The 17,194-nt window shown below is 46.9% G+C and carries 15 protein-coding genes; 6 read left to right on the top strand and 9 right to left on the bottom strand.

Annotation, left to right across the window (positions count from 1 at the left end; genetic code table 11):
• Positions 1–34: 34 nt before the first annotated feature.
• From FSB84_RS04165 to gpmI, 4 genes are all read right to left on the bottom strand, one after another.
• Positions 35–652 (bottom strand): hypothetical protein, encoded by a 618-nt coding sequence (locus tag FSB84_RS04165; protein WP_130542763.1) that lies wholly within the window; start codon positions 650–652, stop codon positions 35–37.
• A gap of 39 nt (positions 653–691) precedes the next feature.
• Positions 692–2,167 (bottom strand): hypothetical protein, encoded by a 1,476-nt coding sequence (locus tag FSB84_RS04160; protein WP_130542764.1) that lies wholly within the window; start codon positions 2,165–2,167, stop codon positions 692–694.
• A 73-nt stretch (positions 2,168–2,240) separates the two neighbouring features.
• Positions 2,241–2,822 carry an RNA polymerase sigma factor gene (locus FSB84_RS04155; protein WP_130542765.1) on the bottom strand — a complete coding sequence of 194 codons (582 nt, stop codon included), beginning with the start codon at positions 2,820–2,822 and terminating at the stop codon, positions 2,241–2,243.
• 251 nt (positions 2,823–3,073) lie between these two features.
• Complete coding sequence (gpmI, locus tag FSB84_RS04150) at positions 3,074–4,606, bottom strand: 2,3-bisphosphoglycerate-independent phosphoglycerate mutase (protein ID WP_130542766.1); 1,533 nt, start codon at positions 4,604–4,606, stop codon at positions 3,074–3,076.
• Positions 4,607–4,744: 138 nt separating this feature from the next.
• Here gpmI and FSB84_RS04145 point away from each other — a divergent pair, with 138 nt between their 5' ends.
• The 3 genes from FSB84_RS04145 to FSB84_RS04135 all read left to right on the top strand — a co-directional run bounded on the left by FSB84_RS04145 (position 4,745) and on the right by FSB84_RS04135 (position 6,485).
• The gene (locus FSB84_RS04145) at positions 4,745–5,140 is read left to right on the top strand and encodes a DUF4783 domain-containing protein (RefSeq protein ID WP_158643769.1); all 396 of its coding nucleotides are present in this window, start codon (positions 4,745–4,747) and stop codon (positions 5,138–5,140) included.
• Between the two features lie 92 nt (positions 5,141–5,232).
• On the top strand, positions 5,233–6,087 hold the full coding sequence (gene nadC / locus FSB84_RS04140) for a carboxylating nicotinate-nucleotide diphosphorylase (RefSeq protein WP_130542768.1): 855 nt from the start codon (positions 5,233–5,235) through the stop codon (positions 6,085–6,087).
• Positions 6,088–6,134: 47 nt separating this feature from the next.
• On the top strand, positions 6,135–6,485 hold the full coding sequence (locus FSB84_RS04135; protein WP_130542769.1) for a translation initiation factor: 351 nt from the start codon (positions 6,135–6,137) through the stop codon (positions 6,483–6,485).
• A 108-nt stretch (positions 6,486–6,593) separates the two neighbouring features.
• Here FSB84_RS04135 and FSB84_RS04130 read toward each other — a convergent pair whose 3' ends face one another.
• The gene (locus FSB84_RS04130; RefSeq protein WP_130542770.1) at positions 6,594–8,045 is read right to left on the bottom strand and encodes an isocitrate/isopropylmalate family dehydrogenase; all 1,452 of its coding nucleotides are present in this window, start codon (positions 8,043–8,045) and stop codon (positions 6,594–6,596) included.
• Between the two features lie 144 nt (positions 8,046–8,189).
• Here FSB84_RS04130 and apaG point away from each other — a divergent pair, with 144 nt between their 5' ends.
• The gene (apaG, locus tag FSB84_RS04125) at positions 8,190–8,576 is read left to right on the top strand and encodes a Co2+/Mg2+ efflux protein ApaG (RefSeq protein ID WP_127128650.1); all 387 of its coding nucleotides are present in this window, start codon (positions 8,190–8,192) and stop codon (positions 8,574–8,576) included.
• 53 nt (positions 8,577–8,629) lie between these two features.
• Here the strand turns inward: apaG and FSB84_RS04120 are convergent, their stop codons facing one another.
• The 3 genes from FSB84_RS04120 to FSB84_RS04110 form a co-directional block, all read right to left on the bottom strand.
• Positions 8,630–9,511 carry a hypothetical protein gene (locus tag FSB84_RS04120; RefSeq protein ID WP_130542771.1) on the bottom strand — a complete coding sequence of 294 codons (882 nt, stop codon included), beginning with the start codon at positions 9,509–9,511 and terminating at the stop codon, positions 8,630–8,632.
• Between the two features lie 153 nt (positions 9,512–9,664).
• Complete coding sequence (locus tag FSB84_RS04115; protein ID WP_130542772.1) at positions 9,665–11,710, bottom strand: OPT family oligopeptide transporter; 2,046 nt, start codon at positions 11,708–11,710, stop codon at positions 9,665–9,667.
• Between the two features lie 23 nt (positions 11,711–11,733).
• A complete protein-coding gene (locus FSB84_RS04110; protein ID WP_130542773.1) occupies positions 11,734–13,467 on the bottom strand; it encodes a peptide MFS transporter in 1,734 nt (577 codons plus the stop codon).
• A 254-nt stretch (positions 13,468–13,721) separates the two neighbouring features.
• Between FSB84_RS04110 and purD the strand changes: the two genes are divergently transcribed.
• Complete coding sequence (gene purD, locus FSB84_RS04105; RefSeq protein ID WP_130542774.1) at positions 13,722–14,999, top strand: phosphoribosylamine--glycine ligase; 1,278 nt, start codon at positions 13,722–13,724, stop codon at positions 14,997–14,999.
• 17 nt (positions 15,000–15,016) lie between these two features.
• Positions 15,017–16,063 carry a tryptophan 2,3-dioxygenase gene (locus FSB84_RS04100; RefSeq protein WP_130542775.1) on the top strand — a complete coding sequence of 349 codons (1,047 nt, stop codon included), beginning with the start codon at positions 15,017–15,019 and terminating at the stop codon, positions 16,061–16,063.
• Between the two features lie 68 nt (positions 16,064–16,131).
• Here FSB84_RS04100 and FSB84_RS04095 read toward each other — a convergent pair whose 3' ends face one another.
• Positions 16,132–16,971: an alpha/beta fold hydrolase gene (locus FSB84_RS04095; RefSeq protein WP_130542776.1), complete on the bottom strand. Its 840-nt coding sequence runs from the start codon at positions 16,969–16,971 to the stop codon at positions 16,132–16,134.
• Positions 16,972–17,194: the final 223 nt, after the last annotated feature.

Raw genomic sequence — 17,194 nt, 5'->3', positions numbered from 1 at the left:
CTGTTCCTACGAAGGTACGGAATGCCCGGAATTACTAGTAGGCGTAGCTTTGCGGGTCCCAGATCACTTTTTCTATGCTGGTAACGGGTTCTCCTTTTTGTGGATGCCTGATAGTGAGGATATAAAAGTATTTCTCTATTACCCAGGTCAGCTTTTGTTGTACGAAGTCATTTCCATCCCTGAACTCTTTTTCCATATAGATCCTGTTCACTTTGTCTACGTTCAGCGATGGCCTGATGTACACCACAACTTTGCGGAGGGAAGTGCCTGTATCTTTTGCGGGATAGATGAAATTGATCATTTCAGTGGTTTCGTCCATGAAGGACTCATGTCCGAAGAGTTCCTGGAACCTGCTGGAATCAAGTTCAGGAAGCAGGAACTGTGCCGTCATCTTTTTAAAAGTTTCCAGGTTGATATAGGAGGAATCAATCTTTGTACTTTCTTTCTTATAAAGAATGCCTGCTGCAAATGAATCCACGCGGCGAATGTCTTCGCGAATCAGGTCTCCAACAGGGAGATAGGAAATTTCTTTATTGGGAGTGGCAGAAGAATCGGCGGCTGTTGTTTCAGCCGGCGTTTGTGCAGGTTTTTCTTTGCAGGACCAGATAGCCACGCAGGAGCAGATGGCCAGGATTATCAGGTTCAGTTTCATCCGGTAAAAATAAGTAATTGCCATTGTGGAAGCAACAGGCTAGCGAATGGTTTTTGTAACTCCGATCTTCACGCCGTATTCCATCAGGTATTCGCGGATAGGGTATTCCTTTACGTAGCTGCTCAGCAACTGGTAACGGAATTGCGGACCAACCTGCCATTTGAGGCTTCCTGTTTTGTAGCTCACGAAGATCTCGGCGCCTGCATTCACATTCCAGCGGCGTACGAGGCTGGGCGCTCTCATATAGTTCTTGAAATCTGTTGTGATGAGGTATGAGTTGCGATTAAGAAGATAAGTAGGTTGAATGGTTCCTGCGATATTGACCTGCAGTTTTTCATTACCCAGCAGGCTCACTTCCATTCCGATTGGTGCAGAGAACTGGAAGTACTGGTTCTGGATATCCTCGGCCTTGTCTCCGCTGAAATTGCGCAGGCGTGTATAGCTTACGAGACTGTCGGGTTGTCTGCCCGATACATCCAGTGCAATTTTTCCTCTTTCCGGAACTGGTGCGGTGTATGCTTTGATAGCGTAGCGGGAATAATTCAGTTGCAGACCGGCAGTAACCCTGAAATTCTTGTTGATGGAGTATACCATGTAAGATCCCAGTCCGAAGCCCAAGGCGGGTTGATGGCTTACAAGGGTTTCGGGTTTGCCCTCAATGGCGCCTGCGGGCAGTCCTTTGATATTGATCTGATCATACACGCTGGTATTGCTGGTGAGTTTGCGGTAGTTCATGGTAGGAGAGAATGCCAGCTGCCAGGCCCATCTGCGCATAGGCGGGGGCGTTAGCTCATACACTGCGTATTCCTGGAGCCAGTTGATCCTTTTTTCATCTTCTTCCTTGCCGGATTTTTGAGTACTGGCCGTTGTTTTGGAAGCAGCTGGAATTTTGATCTCATGGCTGTTGATCTTCGTATCGGAAACATCGGTTACCAGTGCAAGTCCGGCTACAGGTGTTTCTTCAGGCTGGCCAGGGAAAACAGGGAATGCAGTTACGGCATTGCTTGTTTTTCTTGGCTTTTCCAGGAAGATCTCATCCACGATAGTTTGTTCAGGCAATTCTGTGATCACTATGGTATGGGGAAGATCTGATTCGGATGGATAGGTAACAGGAGTTTCTTCATCATCGTTGTCAGTGCCCCTGAATGGCGCCGGGGAGAATACGGTGAAACCGGATCCGCTCTGACCGGAGCTGGAAGAATTGGAAGCTACTGCAACAGGCCCATTGATAGAAATTGTATTGGAAGATGAATTGCCGGATTGATCGGTTGTGCTGGAAGCAGGTGAATGTATATGGATCTTTTTTGCAGGAGTGGAAGGTGCCATCAGTTGCAATGATGCGAGGTAACTGATGCCGCCAAGGAAAAGCAATAAACCAAGACCATACCATTTTCTGCGCGTATGCAATGAGCGATGAATTCCTTTCCATGCATTTTCGGAAGGAAACATTTTGTATTGGTCAGCTTTTTGCCTGATCAGTTGCTCAAAGTCATCATTGTAAAAACCGCGCTCCATAATGCTTTTGTGTTTGTACGGGTTTTTTTAATTTTTCAAAGGTTTGGATAAAGCATTTTATACACTGAAGATCTTAGTGGCCGCTTGCGATCCCCAGCCAGTTGACTTTTTCTTTCGGTTTTTGAATGATCTTTTTTCTGACAAGAATGTCCTCTAGCATTTGTTTGGCGCGCGTGTATTGTGATCGGCTTGTACTTTCCTCAATATCCAGCATGTCTGCAATCTCTTTATGCGTGTAACCTTCGATGGCATAAAGGTTGAGCACTGTTCTGTAACCAATCGGTAATAAGCGGATGCATTCCACAACCTGCTTCGCCTGTACAATGGAGGGCACAGATTCTTCCCTCACCTGTACACTATTCGCATGGATGATATCCACGCTTTCGTTGAACTTCTTGTTTTTCTTAAGATGGTTGATGCAGGTATGAACCATTATTCGTCTTATCCATCCTTCAAAAGCGCCTTTGTTCTGGAAGGTGTGTATTTGAGAGAACACTTTAATAAAACCTTCCTGCAACATATCCTCTGCATCTTCCCTGTTGTGGGCAAACCTGTAACATACCGACAGCATGCGGGGGCTGAAGCGTTGGTAAAGTTCCCGCTGGGCAGTCGTGTTATTACGTAAACAGCCTTGAAGTATGGCTTCTTCGGTCATATGAACCGTTTGGTTGCCCTCTAATTTAGACAATTTTTGGCAGAGATAGCTGCGCGGGAGCCAAAAAAACAGTGGGAAAAATCGCCGGAACCTGAGTTTTTATGGATAAAACCCGCAGTTCTGAAATCCGGGCAGGATGCGGTCCCGGAGCAACAGGGAGATACAGGATGCATTCAAAACAAAAGCGGAAGTACCTTCCGGTGCTTCCGCTTCCATTTTTTAATATCTGTACTGTACAGTAGTTTAATGTTTTACTGGCTGATCAGCACTTCGCCCGTCATATCTTTCGGGATGGGTAAGCCCATCACGGTAAGAATGCTCGGAGCAATATCTCCCAGTTTGCCGGGTTTCAGTGTGCCTTTGAAATCGTTGCCGATCACGAAGAGCGGCACCAGGTTCAGGCTATGCGCGGTATTGGGCGTGCCATCGCTATTGATCATGAAATCTGCATTGCCATGGTCTGCTGTGAGGAACACCGTGTAACCATTGGCGAGAGCAGCGGTAACAACGCGCTCCACGCATTTGTCAACTGTTTCCACCGCTTTGATCACGGCATCCCAAACGCCGGTATGACCCACCATGTCTGCATTGGCGAAGTTCAGGCAAATGAAATCGGCAGATTGTTTTTCGATCTCGGGAACGATGAGATCAACGATATCGTAAGCGCTCATTTCGGGCTTCAGATCATAGGTGGCCACTTTGGGTGAAGGCGCCATGAGACGGCGTTCGCCTTCAAATGGTTCTTCTCTTCCGCCATTGAAGAAGAAAGTAACGTGCGGATATTTTTCTGTTTCGGCTATGCGTATCTGTTTCTTGCCATTGGCTGCAAGGATCTCGCCAAGTGTGTTGTGCAGGTTATCGTTTTCAAAGATCACATGCACATCTTTGAAAGTGGCATCGTACTCGGTCATGGTGGTGTAATGAAGTTTCAGTTTCTTCATACCATGATCGGGAAAATCCTGTTGCGTAAGCACGGCAGTGATCTCGCGGCAACGGTCTGTACGGAAATTGAAACAGATGGCTGCATCACCGTCTTTGATCTGTGCAAGAGGGTTGCCGTCTGCAGTAGTGATCACGATGGGCTTGATGAATTCATCGGTTACATTGTGCGCATATGATTCACGTACGGCTTCCAGTGCATCTGTTTTCTTTTCTCCTTTTCCATTTACCATGGCATCGTATGCGAGTTGTACGCGTTCCCAGCGTTTGTCGCGGTCCATGGCATAATAGCGTCCGCTCACAGTGGCGATCTTTCCTGTTTTCACAACATCCAGGTGGTTCTGAAGATTGGTGAGGAAACCGTAACCGCTTTTGGGATCGGTGTCCCTGCCATCTGTGAAAGCATGGATAAATACTTCGGAGAGGCCCTGTTCTGCGCAAACAGACACGATAGCTTTGAGGTGATCGATATGGGAATGCACACCGCCATCGCTGACGAGACCGAGGAGGTGCAGCGGTTTTTTGTTATCGAGTGCATACCGGATGGAATTGATCAGGGCAGGGTGTTGCTGCAGTTCTCCATCGCGGATGGCAACATTGATCCTTTGCAGCTCCTGGTAAACGATGCGGCCTGCGCCCAGGTTAAGGTGCCCTACTTCACTGTTGCCCATCTGGCCGTCTGGCAATCCTACCTGTTCTCCACAGGTAACCAGCGTGGTATGCGGATATTTATTGTATAAAGAAGACACAAAGGGCACGTTGGCGTGCTGAATAGCATCGGATGCCTGCACCTTTCCAAGGCCCCATCCATCCATAATGATCAGTATTGCTTTGCTGGTATTCATATAACGGAATGATTGTGTTAGATTTGTTCAAAGAAAGAGCAAAGTTAATGGAATACATCGTTGCAGGTAATTTTTCAACGTATTCTTACTTTGGCATGGATTTAGCAATTTTTACCCCGAACATAAAAAATGTTGATTATGAAAAAGACTCTGGGAATTGCGACAATGCTTGTTTCGCTTTTCCTGGTATCCTTTACTACAAGATTCTATTCAATTGAAGATGTAGTAGCAGCCCTGAAAAGTGGAAATGCTGCCCAACTTTCAAAGTATTTCGATGGCAGGGTGGATATTTCTCTTCCAAACAAGAGTGATAACTACAGTAAAAGTCAGGCAGAGATCATTCTGAAAGATTTTTTTGCCAGCAATGGAGTAAAGAGCTTCCAGGTAAAGCACAAAGGCGAACAGAATGGCGCTCAGTTCTGCATTGGAACGCTTGTAACCAAAAACGGAAACTATCGTACGAAATTCTACATGAAGCAGAAGGGTGATCAGCAGGTTGTGCAGGAAATGGGCTTCGAGCTCCTGACCGAATAAGCACGAACAACTTATTATCCCTGAAAACACTTGAAGACCTGTGGCGCATGCCCCGGGTCTTTTTGTTTTTTTGTTCACTACCTTTGCGATCTATGCTTTCATTCGACGAACAATTAGATATACTCGTTAAAGCTGCCCTGCAGGAAGATATCGGCGATGGCGACCACTCCACGCTCAGCAGCATTCCCCCGGAAACCAAAGGTATTGCCGTACTCAAAATCAAACAGGATGGCATTCTTGCCGGAATGGAAATAGCAGAGAAGATCTTCAGGTACAAAGAACCTTCCGTTGATTTCAAATCTTTCAAGAAAGATGGAGATAACATGAAGGCAGGCGAGATCGCTTTTGAAGTGAGTGCCTCCGTGTATACCATTCTTCAATGCGAACGGCTGGTGCTGAACTGCATGCAGCGCATGAGCGGCATCGCTACCCTCACTAGGGAATACACCGATAAGATCAAAGGTTATCATACCCGTGTGCTGGATACGCGCAAGACCACGCCCAATTTCCGTTTACTTGAGAAAGAAGCGGTTCGCATAGGCGGTGGCGTGAATCATCGTATGGGCCTGTACGATATGATCATGTTGAAAGACAATCATGTTGATTACAGCGGAGGCCTGGAACAAGCCATCGAACGCGCTCACCGTTACGTTACAGAAGTGAAGCCCGGATTGAAGATCGAAGTGGAAACAAGATCGCTTGACGAAGTGATGCGCGTAGTGAAATATGGAAAAGTGGACCGTATCATGCTGGACAATTTTACGCCGGACCAACTGCGCGAAGCCCTGCAGATCATCGATAAGAAATATGAAACGGAAGCCAGCGGCGGCATCAACCTGGATACCATTGTGAGCTTTGCGGAAACAGGTGTAGACTTTGTAAGTGTGGGGGCGCTGATCCATCAGGCAAAGAGCCTCGACCTGAGCCTGAAAGCGAAATTTGTGTAAATTCATCTGACAGAAATCCTGATTGTTCAATTACAATTTCTGAAATCATGTCAAAGAAAAATAAAGGCGATAACAGGGGATTTGTGTTCAGCACAGACCCGAACTTCAAATTTGAAGAAGAACATACGGAAGAGGTTGCAACGCTTCCTCCGGCGCAACAGCAAATGCGCGTGCAGCTGGATAACAAACAAAGGGCCGGGAAAGTGGTTACCCTGATCTATGGATTTGTTGGAACGAATGACGATCTGGAAGCGCTTGGAAAGCAACTGAAGAATTTCTGCGGAACAGGTGGCTCGGTGAAAGATGGCGAAATCATCATTCAGGGCGATCAGAGAGAAAAAGTGATGCAGTTCCTGCAGAAAAATGGTTACAGCAAAACAAAGAAATCAGGGGGATAATTTCTCAGTGCCGCTCACTGGCCGGGAAGCAGGCGAATGACCCCACCAAACGAAAAAGGTTGCAACCAACACGGTGCAACCTTTTTCGTTTATGCTATATCGTTATACTTATTGTCCTTGTGCGAGACTGTAAGCTCTCTTATCTCCCCACATATTCAACAATTCTGAAGAACAGATCTTGAAATCACCACTGAGGCTCACGTACAGTCCGAGTACATCCTGCTGGTTCAGTGCTGATCCGTCGAGGCTTTCGAAGCGGACATTGTACTGATTCACCAGGTTGGTGTATATAGAACCGGTAGGCCATACCTGTGTACCGCGGTTGCTGATATTGATGAGATTGAATTTAACACCTGCATGACGCTGGCATTTCTTAGCGATCACATCTGGTTGCTCAGCGCTTTCGATGAACATATCAACGCCCACGATCTTCTCGTTTTCCATTTCTTTGGAAATCATCATGGGGTTCTTTTCCAGTTTGAACACGGTTTGTGTAACCGGCATATTGGGCAGCAGTTCCTTCACACCCTGTTCAGGTTTCTTGCCGAAATTGCCGATGATGGCTTCTGAGAACTGTGTGGTGTTGAGAGCGGTCTTGTTCTTGTCGCCGAAATCGCCGGTGCGGGTACCTTGTTCGAGTGTGTATAACAGTGAGTTCTCGATGATAGCTGCATTTTCCATCAGTCCTAAGTGGCGCAGCATGGCGATACCACTGAGCAGGAGCGCTGTTGGATTGGCGATATTTTTTCCTGCGATATCCGGAGCTGTTCCGTGAACGGCTTCGAAGATGCAGATATGGTCGCCGATATTGGCGGAAGGAGCGAAGCCCAGTCCACCTACCAGTCCGGCGCAGAGATCAGACACGATATCACCCTGCAGGTTGGTGAGCACCACTACATCGAATGCATCGGGGCGTGTTACCAGTTTCATACAGAGGTCATCAACGATCACATCATCTGCTTTGAGATCCGGATATTCTTTGGCTACTTCGTAGAAGCACTCCAGGAAGAGGCCGTCAGTGATCTTCATGATATTGGCCTTATGACCGCAGGTGATGCGGCGGGTGCCTTTCTTCTTGGCCATTTCGAAAGCGTACTTGATCACCTGGAGTGAACCGGGGCGGGTGATGAAGCGTCGGCTCAGGGCCACGTCATGTGTGAGCATATGTTCGATACCGCCATAGGTATCTTCGATGTTCTCACGTACAACAGTAATGTCGATGGGAATTCCTGCTTTGGAAAATACAGTGTCCACACCATGCAGGGTTTGGAACACGCGTTTGTTGGCGTAGGTATTCCAGGTTTTACGGGCGGTTACGTTCACGCTTTTTACGCCTTTTCCTTTTGGTGTTTCCATCGGTCCTTTGAAAAGGATGCCGAGGTTTTCAATGGTATGTTGGGCTTCGGGCGTCATTCCATTGGAGAAACCTTTATCAAATACCCATTTACCCATTTCAACCAATTCATATTCGAGGGGTACTTTATTGGCTTCAAAGATCTTCAGCACAGCATCCATGATCTCGGGGCCAATGCCATCACCTTTGGCTACAGCTATTTTCATATATAAATAATTGATTGTGTGTTTTTGTTTTTCGAAAGGCAAAGGTATAATGCCGGTTGATTAAACCCCATTAAAATTGTGTGTATTTCCTTCAGGAGGGCTGGATTTTTGATTACCTTTAATAGTAAAGTGAAACTGCAGTACATGGTATCTAAAATTTCCGAGGGCATAGAAATCAGCGTAGAAACGTTTTACCAGCCGGATTACTCCAACCCCATTTCCGGTGAATATATGTTTGCGTACCGTATCACCATCGAGAACCATAACCGATTCCCTGTTAAGCTCAACCGTCGTCACTGGTACATCGCGGATAGTAATGGCAGCAACAGGGAAGTGGAAGGTGAAGGTGTGGTAGGTGTACAACCTTCATTGCAACCTGGCGAACGTTATCAGTATGTGAGTGGTTGCAATCTTCGCAGTGAAATGGGAAAGATGTATGGCACTTACCAGATGGAGAACCTGCATAATAAGACGCAGTTCCAGGTGAACATTCCGGTTTTTGAAATGATCGTGCCTTTTAAAATGAATTGATCTCTCACAATAGAAAAAGCCGGCGATGAGCCGGCTTTTTTGTGTTCTTATTATTATCGAACCCTGTAACTGCTTACAGGATAATTATTAGTTGTTTCCGATTGATACACCAGCAGATCATCTCTTCTATCCTCTATCAATATTATCTCTGTAAAACCTTTCAGCAATCCGGAACCATCAAATTGATAACTATAGCTGAAAATTGTTTTGGAAGTGAACGTGGTGGCCGGAGGGAACAGATCTCCGGGAATGTTGGTAATGGGGCGGGTTGCAATAATTTCCCATTTTTCCGGCAGTTGTGCAGAGAAGTAACGAACAGCATCGATGGGCTCCTGCAGCGACGCATTCATATAAAGCAGCAAACCGATCCTTCCATTATTGAAAGGATTCTTGTGATTGGAAAAAGTGATAGTAGAAGTTTTGGTGCCGCTGGAACCATCGGGAATATTCTCCGGTACAACATTTCCATTCTTATCGTAAGTCCATTTTTTGCCAGGGCCTACATCGGAATAACCTGTAGGTCTTCCCTGTGCATCTGCAGTCCAGTTGACCGGCTGGTAACTGGGATTATCATTGACGATCTGTTGTAATGCGCCTTTCCCACTCCACTTTAGAGTTGAACTGGTGTTGACATTGATATCGCCCATTGTAATATTGGTTGCCAGTTTTACTGGTGTGGCATTCACATATTCAACCCTGGTGGTAGCGATGGAAAAAGAAGCGCTGGGGAAGGGCAGTGTATTTTGTTGGTATTGCTTTGCAACGATACTGCTGATCAGATTCTGATCAGTATAGGCAATCTGCACTTCAGTAGCAGGAGCTTTATAAGAGCTGATCCTGACGCCTGTATCATTGGAATAGGCTTGCTTATCATCCTTCTTGCAGGAGAACAGGAGCAGGCAGCAACTGGAAATTATGAAAAGAAAATATTTCATGCCACACAAGGTTTAAGGGTGTTTGTAGCAGGTAGATGCATTGTGATGAAAAATACACAATAAATCGGAAAAAGGTATTTACCCGGGAAGCTATCGCATAAAAAATGCGCCTCACAGGGAGGCGCATTTGCAATATAATTGAGGTAAAAAAGATTACAGTGTCACTGTTTTCTTCATACCTACTCTGTACAGGATATAACCCATCAGTGCAAAGAAGCCGGCGCCGAGGAGATAGTAACCAGTCTGGCCAAGGCTTGCAGAGAGGCCATGTTCAACACTGATCTTTTCGAGTCCCTCACGGATACCAGTATTCGCAGATAAGAATGCCACGATCACACCGGCGATGGCACCACCGGCAACTAGACCTGTTGCAAAGAGGTTACCTTTCTGAAGGTCCTCTTCGGCACCTTCAATCAGATCGCCTTTCTTCTTTTTCCTTCTGTCTACGATACCACGGATCATACCACCGATGAAGATAGGAAGTGTGGTAGCCAGTGGCAGGTAGATACCGATAGCAAAAGACAATGCTTTGATTCCGCAAAGCTCTATGAAGATGGCGATGAATACGCCAACCAGAACGAACTGCCAGTCGAGATCACCACCGAGGATACCTTTGATCAGTGTGGCCATCAGGGTGCCCTGGGGAGCAGACAATCCGGGTGTACCAATGGCGTGCTCAATGCCATCTTTTATCATTGCAGGAGTAGGAGTATCCAGTACTTTGATGGTAAGACCGATAACGATGGAAGAAACGATCGCACCTACAAATAATGAAAGCTGCTGGAATTTTGGCGTTGCACCTACTATGTAACCGGTCTTCAAATCCTGGGATGTGTTACCGGCATTGGCGGCAGCGATACAGATCAGACCTCCAACTACCAGCGCCATTGGCTCATACACTTTACCAGTCCAGCCCACTGCGATGAACACTAAGCAGGTACCCATGATGGTTGCGATGGTCATACCGCTGATAGGGTTATTGGAAGAACCGATCAAACCTACGATGCGGCTGGATACCGTAACGAAGAATGCACCAAAGATCACAACGAGGATACCGATCATGAGTTTGCTCAGGAAGCCATCACCAGGGATAGCATTGAGTAAAGTGATCAACACAATCAGGCCAAGAACGCCGAAGCCAACCACTTTCATGGAAAGGTCTTTATCGGTGCGTTCTACTTCACCTGTACCGGTTTTATCTTTCAGGGAACCGAAGCTGCCTTTGAAAGATGAAATGATCGTTGGGATAGTTTTGATCAGCATGATGAAACCACCGGCTGCTACAGCGCCCGCACCGATCTGGCGAACATAGGCGAGATAGATAGCCTGTGAGAAATCACCGAAAGTTTTATTTACAGGGTCCCAGTTGCCTGCGCCACCTGCTACAGCAATATCTTTCAGGTAACCGATCTTATGCAACTGCGTAGCAATCGCCATTGGATCTACCAATGAGGCCAGCAGGGGAATGAATACGAACCAGCAAAGAACGGAACCGGCAACCAGTACGCCACCGATCTTCGGACCAACAATATAACCAACACCCAGGTATTCAGGCGTGATCTCACCGCTCAGTTTTGCAGAAGGGAAATATTTATTGGCCTGTTTGGTCATGAAGTAAGGTGTTTCCGCAATCAGGTGAAGGATCTTCTGAAAGAAGGCATACACCACGGCAACACCCAGACCCAGGAAAGCTGTTTTGGCAAAGTCGCCACCCTTCTCACCGGCCTTGAGTACAGAAGCACAGGCAGTTCCTTCAGGATAAGGAAGATTGCCATGTTCTTTCACGATCAAAGGACGACGGAGGGGGATCATCATCAGGGTTCCGAGGAAACCACCGAGTACCGCGAGGATGAGGATAGTGAAATAGTTGAAATAATCAGCGCTGCTGGGATCACTCAGGAAGAGGAAACCGGGAAGCGTGAACACCACACCGGCGGCAATGCTCTCTCCTGCACTACCAGTGGTCTGGATGATATTGTTCTCCAGGATGGTGGTTTTGAGGAAGAGACGGCTGAGCGTGATGGCCATCACGGAGATGGGAATGGATGCTGATACGGTCAAACCCGCTTTCAGCGCGAGATACACAGTTGCTGCACCGAAGATGATACCGAAGATCGCCCCTGTTATCACAGATTTGAAGGTGAACTCCGCCATCTTCATGTCGGCCGGTACGAAAGGTTGAAACTTTTGTTCTGACATAGTTTAGCGTTGAATTTAGAAACCTATTTCACTGTACCCATTCTTTTTTCCATCCAGTAGGACAGCGAAAAGAGCAATGCCGCAGCAATAGCGCTCATCACCACAAACAGCATGAAGAAATCGTATAGGTTGTTGATTTGGTAACCGAGGAATTGGGTAGGGCCCTGGCTGGGTAAAAGTGCACCGAGTCGGCCACCGAACTTGTTCGCAACCGCATTCGACAGGAACCATACACCCATCAGGATAGAAGTGAAACGGGCAGGCGCCAGTTTGTTAACCAGTGAAAGACCGATGGGCGACAAACAAAGCTCACCTACTGTATGCAGGAAGTAAAGACCCAGCAACCACATCATACTTACAGTGCCCACAACATCTTTCACGCCATAAGCGATGAGCAGATAACCTGCTGCCAGCAGTAAGAGACCGAAAGATTGTTTTTTGGGCGAGCTTGGCTCCATATTGTGTTTACCCAGGAATTGCCAGAGCTGGCTGAGGAAAGGAGCCGTCAGGATCAGCCACATGGAGTTCACACTGTTGAACCAGCTTGCAGGGATTTCTTTCAGGTCATAAGCAGTGCCTTGTATATAATAATATATAGCAAGAATCACCGCGGCAATGGCCAGCCCTGCAAATAGTTTTTTCAATTCAGAAGGGATGTCCATCATCCTTTGCAGGAAATAATACAGCACCACAGCAATGGCCAGAATGAACAGGATCACATTGCCCATGCTGGTATGCACTTCATAGCTCCGGTTGGTATTCCTTTCTGCAAAAAGCGTGAGTGAAGAGCCGGCCTGTTCAAACGCAGCCCAGAAGAAGATCACAAAGAAAGCAGATATGAATATGACTATCACCCTGCCTCTTTCAGAAGGAGTGAGAGATTGATCGAAAAGGATCAGTCCTGATACAGCGATCGCAACACTGAAAATAAAGCAACCGATATAGTCGAGATCACCAACATACCTGAATACAAAGAACATCGTCAATCCGATTGCAGCCCATAAGGCCACTGAAGCAAATGAAGACTTGTTGCTTTCGCGCTTGAGTCCTTCTTCATTTTTGATATTGTTCTTATTGGGACCGATACCTATGCCATTGCCTTCGGGGTCCACAACATATTTGTTCTTGAGGAAAATGAAGAATACTGTACCGAAAACCATCGCCACTGCTGCAGCCATGAAGCCCCATTTGAAAGCTTCGGGGATCGGGTTCTTGTTTTCGTCGTACAGGTTTCCCAAACCACCGCAGACCAGTGGGCCGATGAAGGCGCCCAGGTTGATGCCCATATAGAATATGGTATAAGCAGAGTCGAGCCTTTTGTCTCCTTTCGGATACAGATGGCCCACCATGCTGGAGATATTCGGTTTGAAGAAGCCGGTACCCAGCGAAAGTACTGCCAGGCCAACCCACATGATAGTATGGGCGAGGGGAACATTGGTATACACCGATGCACTGAAGAACATCAGCAACTGACCGGCGGCCATCATGAATCCGCCTACAACTATTGACCGGCGGTTGCCCCAGAGCCTGTCGGCAAAATATCCACCCAATAAAGGAGTAAGAAATGCAAGTCCGGTGTAGCTGCCGTATACGCCATCGTTGGCGTAGCCATCTGTCATCATCAGACCGTTAACAACGTACAGTACCAGCAGCGCGCGCATGCCATAGTAACTGAATCGTTCCCACATTTCTGTAAAAAATAAAACAAATAATCCTTTGGGATGCTTTCCCGGATTTCCCGCAGCGGGTGAATTCATATAATGGATTTTGGGTGTTGCAATCGTTGTGGATCGTGCTTCAGACCCCGGAGAGTAGTCAATTTTCTGAATAAGGCCTACGTGTTGTGGGATACACGATCCCGCTGCAAACCGCCCTCCGGCTGTGTCCGATCCATTTTAGCGGCGTAAAATAGTGAAAAATTCACCATAGTGCCGGATTCATCAATAAAATTCGCCAAATCAAGGGTGAATACCGAAATTCGCACGGTCAAAAAAGGATAGCATAATAATATATGAATATTTTACTACTTGGCTCTGGCGGCCGCGAACATGCACTGGCCTGGAAACTGGTGCAGAGTGCTCATTGTGATCAGTTATTCATTGCCCCGGGTAATGCCGGCACCGCACAGTGCGGCACCAATGTGGCGCTCTCGGCCACAGACTTTCCTGCTGTGAAGGATTTTGTTTTGAAGAATGGGATCGGCCTGGTGCTTGTTGGTCCCGAAGAACCACTGGTTAAGGGCATCACAGATTTCTTCAGGAAAGATGAAAGCCTGAAACAGGTAGTGATCATCGGACCATCGCAGTACGCTGCACAACTCGAAGGCAGCAAGGCATTCGCCAAACAGTTCATGCAACGTCATAATATTCCCACTGCAGCTTACCGCGAGTTTGATGCATCCAACTTCAATGATGGTGTTGAGTATCTGAAGCAACATGCATTGCCGGTGGTGTTGAAAGCAGATGGACTTGCCGCCGGCAAGGGCGTCCTCATCTGTCAAACCACAGAAGAAGCCGTGAGCGAATTTGAGCAGATGATCCAGCAAAGCAAATTCGGCGAAGCCAGCAAAAAAGTGGTGGTGGAAGCTTTTCTCTCCGGTATCGAGCTGAGTGTATTCGTTCTCACAGACGGTAAATCCTATGCATTGCTTCCCGAAGCAAAGGACTACAAGCGTATCGGAGAAGGTGATACCGGCCTGAACACAGGCGGGATGGGCGCTGTAAGTCCTGTGCCTTTTGCTGACCAGAGCTTCATGAAGAAAGTGGTGGAGCAGATCATCGATCCAACCGTGAAAGGACTTGAAAAAGAGAATTTCGATTATAAAGGATTTGTATTCTTCGGTCTCATCAAAGTGGGCAACGATCCTTACGTGATCGAATACAACTGCCGGATGGGCGATCCGGAAACGGAAGTGGTAATGCCACGACTGGCTTCTGACCTGGTGGAAATGTTACTGGCTGCCGACAATGGCACACTGGCGCAATTGAAAGTGGAGCAGGATCCTCGTGTAGCCTGCACCGTGATGGCGGTGAGTGGCGGCTACCCCGGAGATTATAAGAAAGGTCTTCCCATCAATGGTCTTGATAATACACTGCCTGCTGACAGTCTGTTGTTCCATGCCGGTACGGGTATCCGCAATGGCATCACTGAAACCGCCGGTGGACGTGTACTCTGCGTTACATCTTATGGTAATTCCATCAAAGAAGCTGTAGGCAAATCCAGGAAAGCCCTGGAGCAGATCTCTTATGAAGGCATGTACTACCGCAACGATATTGGTTACGAGTTCTGATAAACGTTTTAAGCTATATGAAAGAAGTACACTACAATGATTATCTGGAACTGGACAAGATCCTCGACGCCCAGTTCCTGGAAAGTGACAAGCTCAATCAGCATGCGCATGACGAGATGTTGTTCATCGTTATTCACCAGACTTATGAGCTCTGGTTCAAGCAACTCTTGTTTGAAGTGAATTCGGTGGCGGAGATCATGGAAAAACCTGTGAACGATAATTCCCCCGGCCTCCAAACCGTGGTGCATCGCCTGAACAGGGTGGTATCTATTCTGAAAGTGCTGGTGCACCAGATCGATATCATGGAAACGATGACTCCTATGGATTTCCTGGACTTCAGGGATATGCTTCGTCCTGCATCCGGTTTTCAGAGCTGGCAGTTTAAAGAGCTGGAAGCCAGGCTGGGATTGAAATATCAGCATCGTCATGGTCAGGAATATTATATTTCACAGCTGCGTCAGCAACAGATAGACATCATCAAGAAGGCAGAATCACAAAAGAGCCTGCTTCAATTGTTGAATGGCTGGTTGGAGAGAATGCCATTCTTCGAAGAAGGAAGTCTCTGGGCTGAATACAAATCCCTCGGCGCCGATCCCGGAAATACAGGCCTGCACCAGTTTTGGGCTGATTACCGCCAGTTGTATTCCGGCAGTCTTGCTGAAGCAGAGAATGCCAACAAAGCTTATTTCGATAAAGTGTTCCTGGATTCATCTGCCAGTGAAGAAAATCAACTGAGCCCCCGTGCAAGTCGCGCTGCACTTTTCATCATGTTGTACCGTGGTTATCCCATTTTGCAATTGCCTTTCCAGTTATTGAATAACCTGCTGGAGATCGATGAACAGATGAGCACCTGGCGATACCGGCATATGAGTATGGTGCACCGCATCATCGGAACCCGTATCGGTACTGGTGGCAGCACAGGTAAAGAGTACCTGAAAGGTGCACTGGACAAGCATTACGTGTTTGCAGAGATCGCCAGGCTGACCAGTTTTCTCATTGAAAGAAGAAGACTGCCCGAACTGAGCAAAGCCATGGAAGTGAGGCTTGGATTTGTGCAGAAATAGAAAAATGTAATTTATTCGGAAGTCGACAATTTTAATACTGTGTGTTAAATTTGTCGACTTCTTCGTTTCTAATAGAATCTCGCCTTGCTATTTATCTCCCTGTAAGTTGTCTTAAAGAACCGGTCCACTACAGCATTGAATTCATCTTTATACGCTATAGGTGTTGCGTGGCCTGAGTTTGGGAGGATCCAAAGATTTGCTTTGGGAATATTCGTAAAGATCTGAACGGTGTGCTCCACCCTGATCACATCATGATCTCCGGCAATCACGAGAGTGGGGCATTGGATGGTTTGCAGATCGGTGAGCGGGATATTGGGTTGTTCCACCAGCAGCTTCATCAGTTTCCAGGAGGTTTTGGAGGATAGTTTGTCTTTGTTCTTCATGGCGTTTTCGTACATCGGTTGTACAAGTTCGGCTACATCCTTGTAGACGGCCGTCGAGTCCGGCACCAGGTTGGCACCGGTGAATGCCATTTTTTTCACTTTTTTGGGATGACGGATAGCCAGCAGCAGACTGTTGATACCGCCATCGCTCCAACCTATCACATTGGCAGAGTCGATACCCATTGCCGTGAGCAATGCGTCATAATCGTCTGCCATCATTTCGTATGTGAGTGAATCGCCATTGTCGCGGGTCTTACCTTGTGCGCGATTATCTGCGAGAATCACTTTATAGTTTTTCTCGAAGTATGGTATCTGAAGGCTGAAATCCGCTATGGATCCGCCATTGCCGTGGATCACCAATAATGGCTCTCCGGTCCCGTACACTTCAGTATAGATTTTTATTCCTCTGAGCTCGTAATATTTGCCTGTGGCAGGATTGTTGCCGTAAGGAACTTTTTTCTCCTGAGACTGCACCAGGAGTGAAGAAAAGAAGATGATGAAGAGAGCAAGGATAAGTTTTTTCATGTGCGTTGATTTTTCTCCGTGAATAGTAATGCAATTGTCAGAAAAATGAAATACTTTTCAAAATACAATTTACGGTAGTAAGTGGCGTTAGTGCATGGAAAGGATACAGGTTTCGCTGGTATCCACACTTGTTGAAAAATTACTGTCCGGATCATAGTTTCGCTGTGATTACACTTTGTTATTATCGATTATTTAATTCAATTTTGCAGGCATAACTTTCAAT

Origin of the sequence: Pseudobacter ginsenosidimutans (assembly GCF_007970185.1) — a bacterium.
Taxonomy (GTDB): Bacteria; Bacteroidota; Bacteroidia; order Chitinophagales; family Chitinophagaceae; genus Pseudobacter; species Pseudobacter ginsenosidimutans.
Note: the sequence above shows the minus strand (reverse complement) of the source record. Positions and strands in the feature narration are given on the sequence as shown.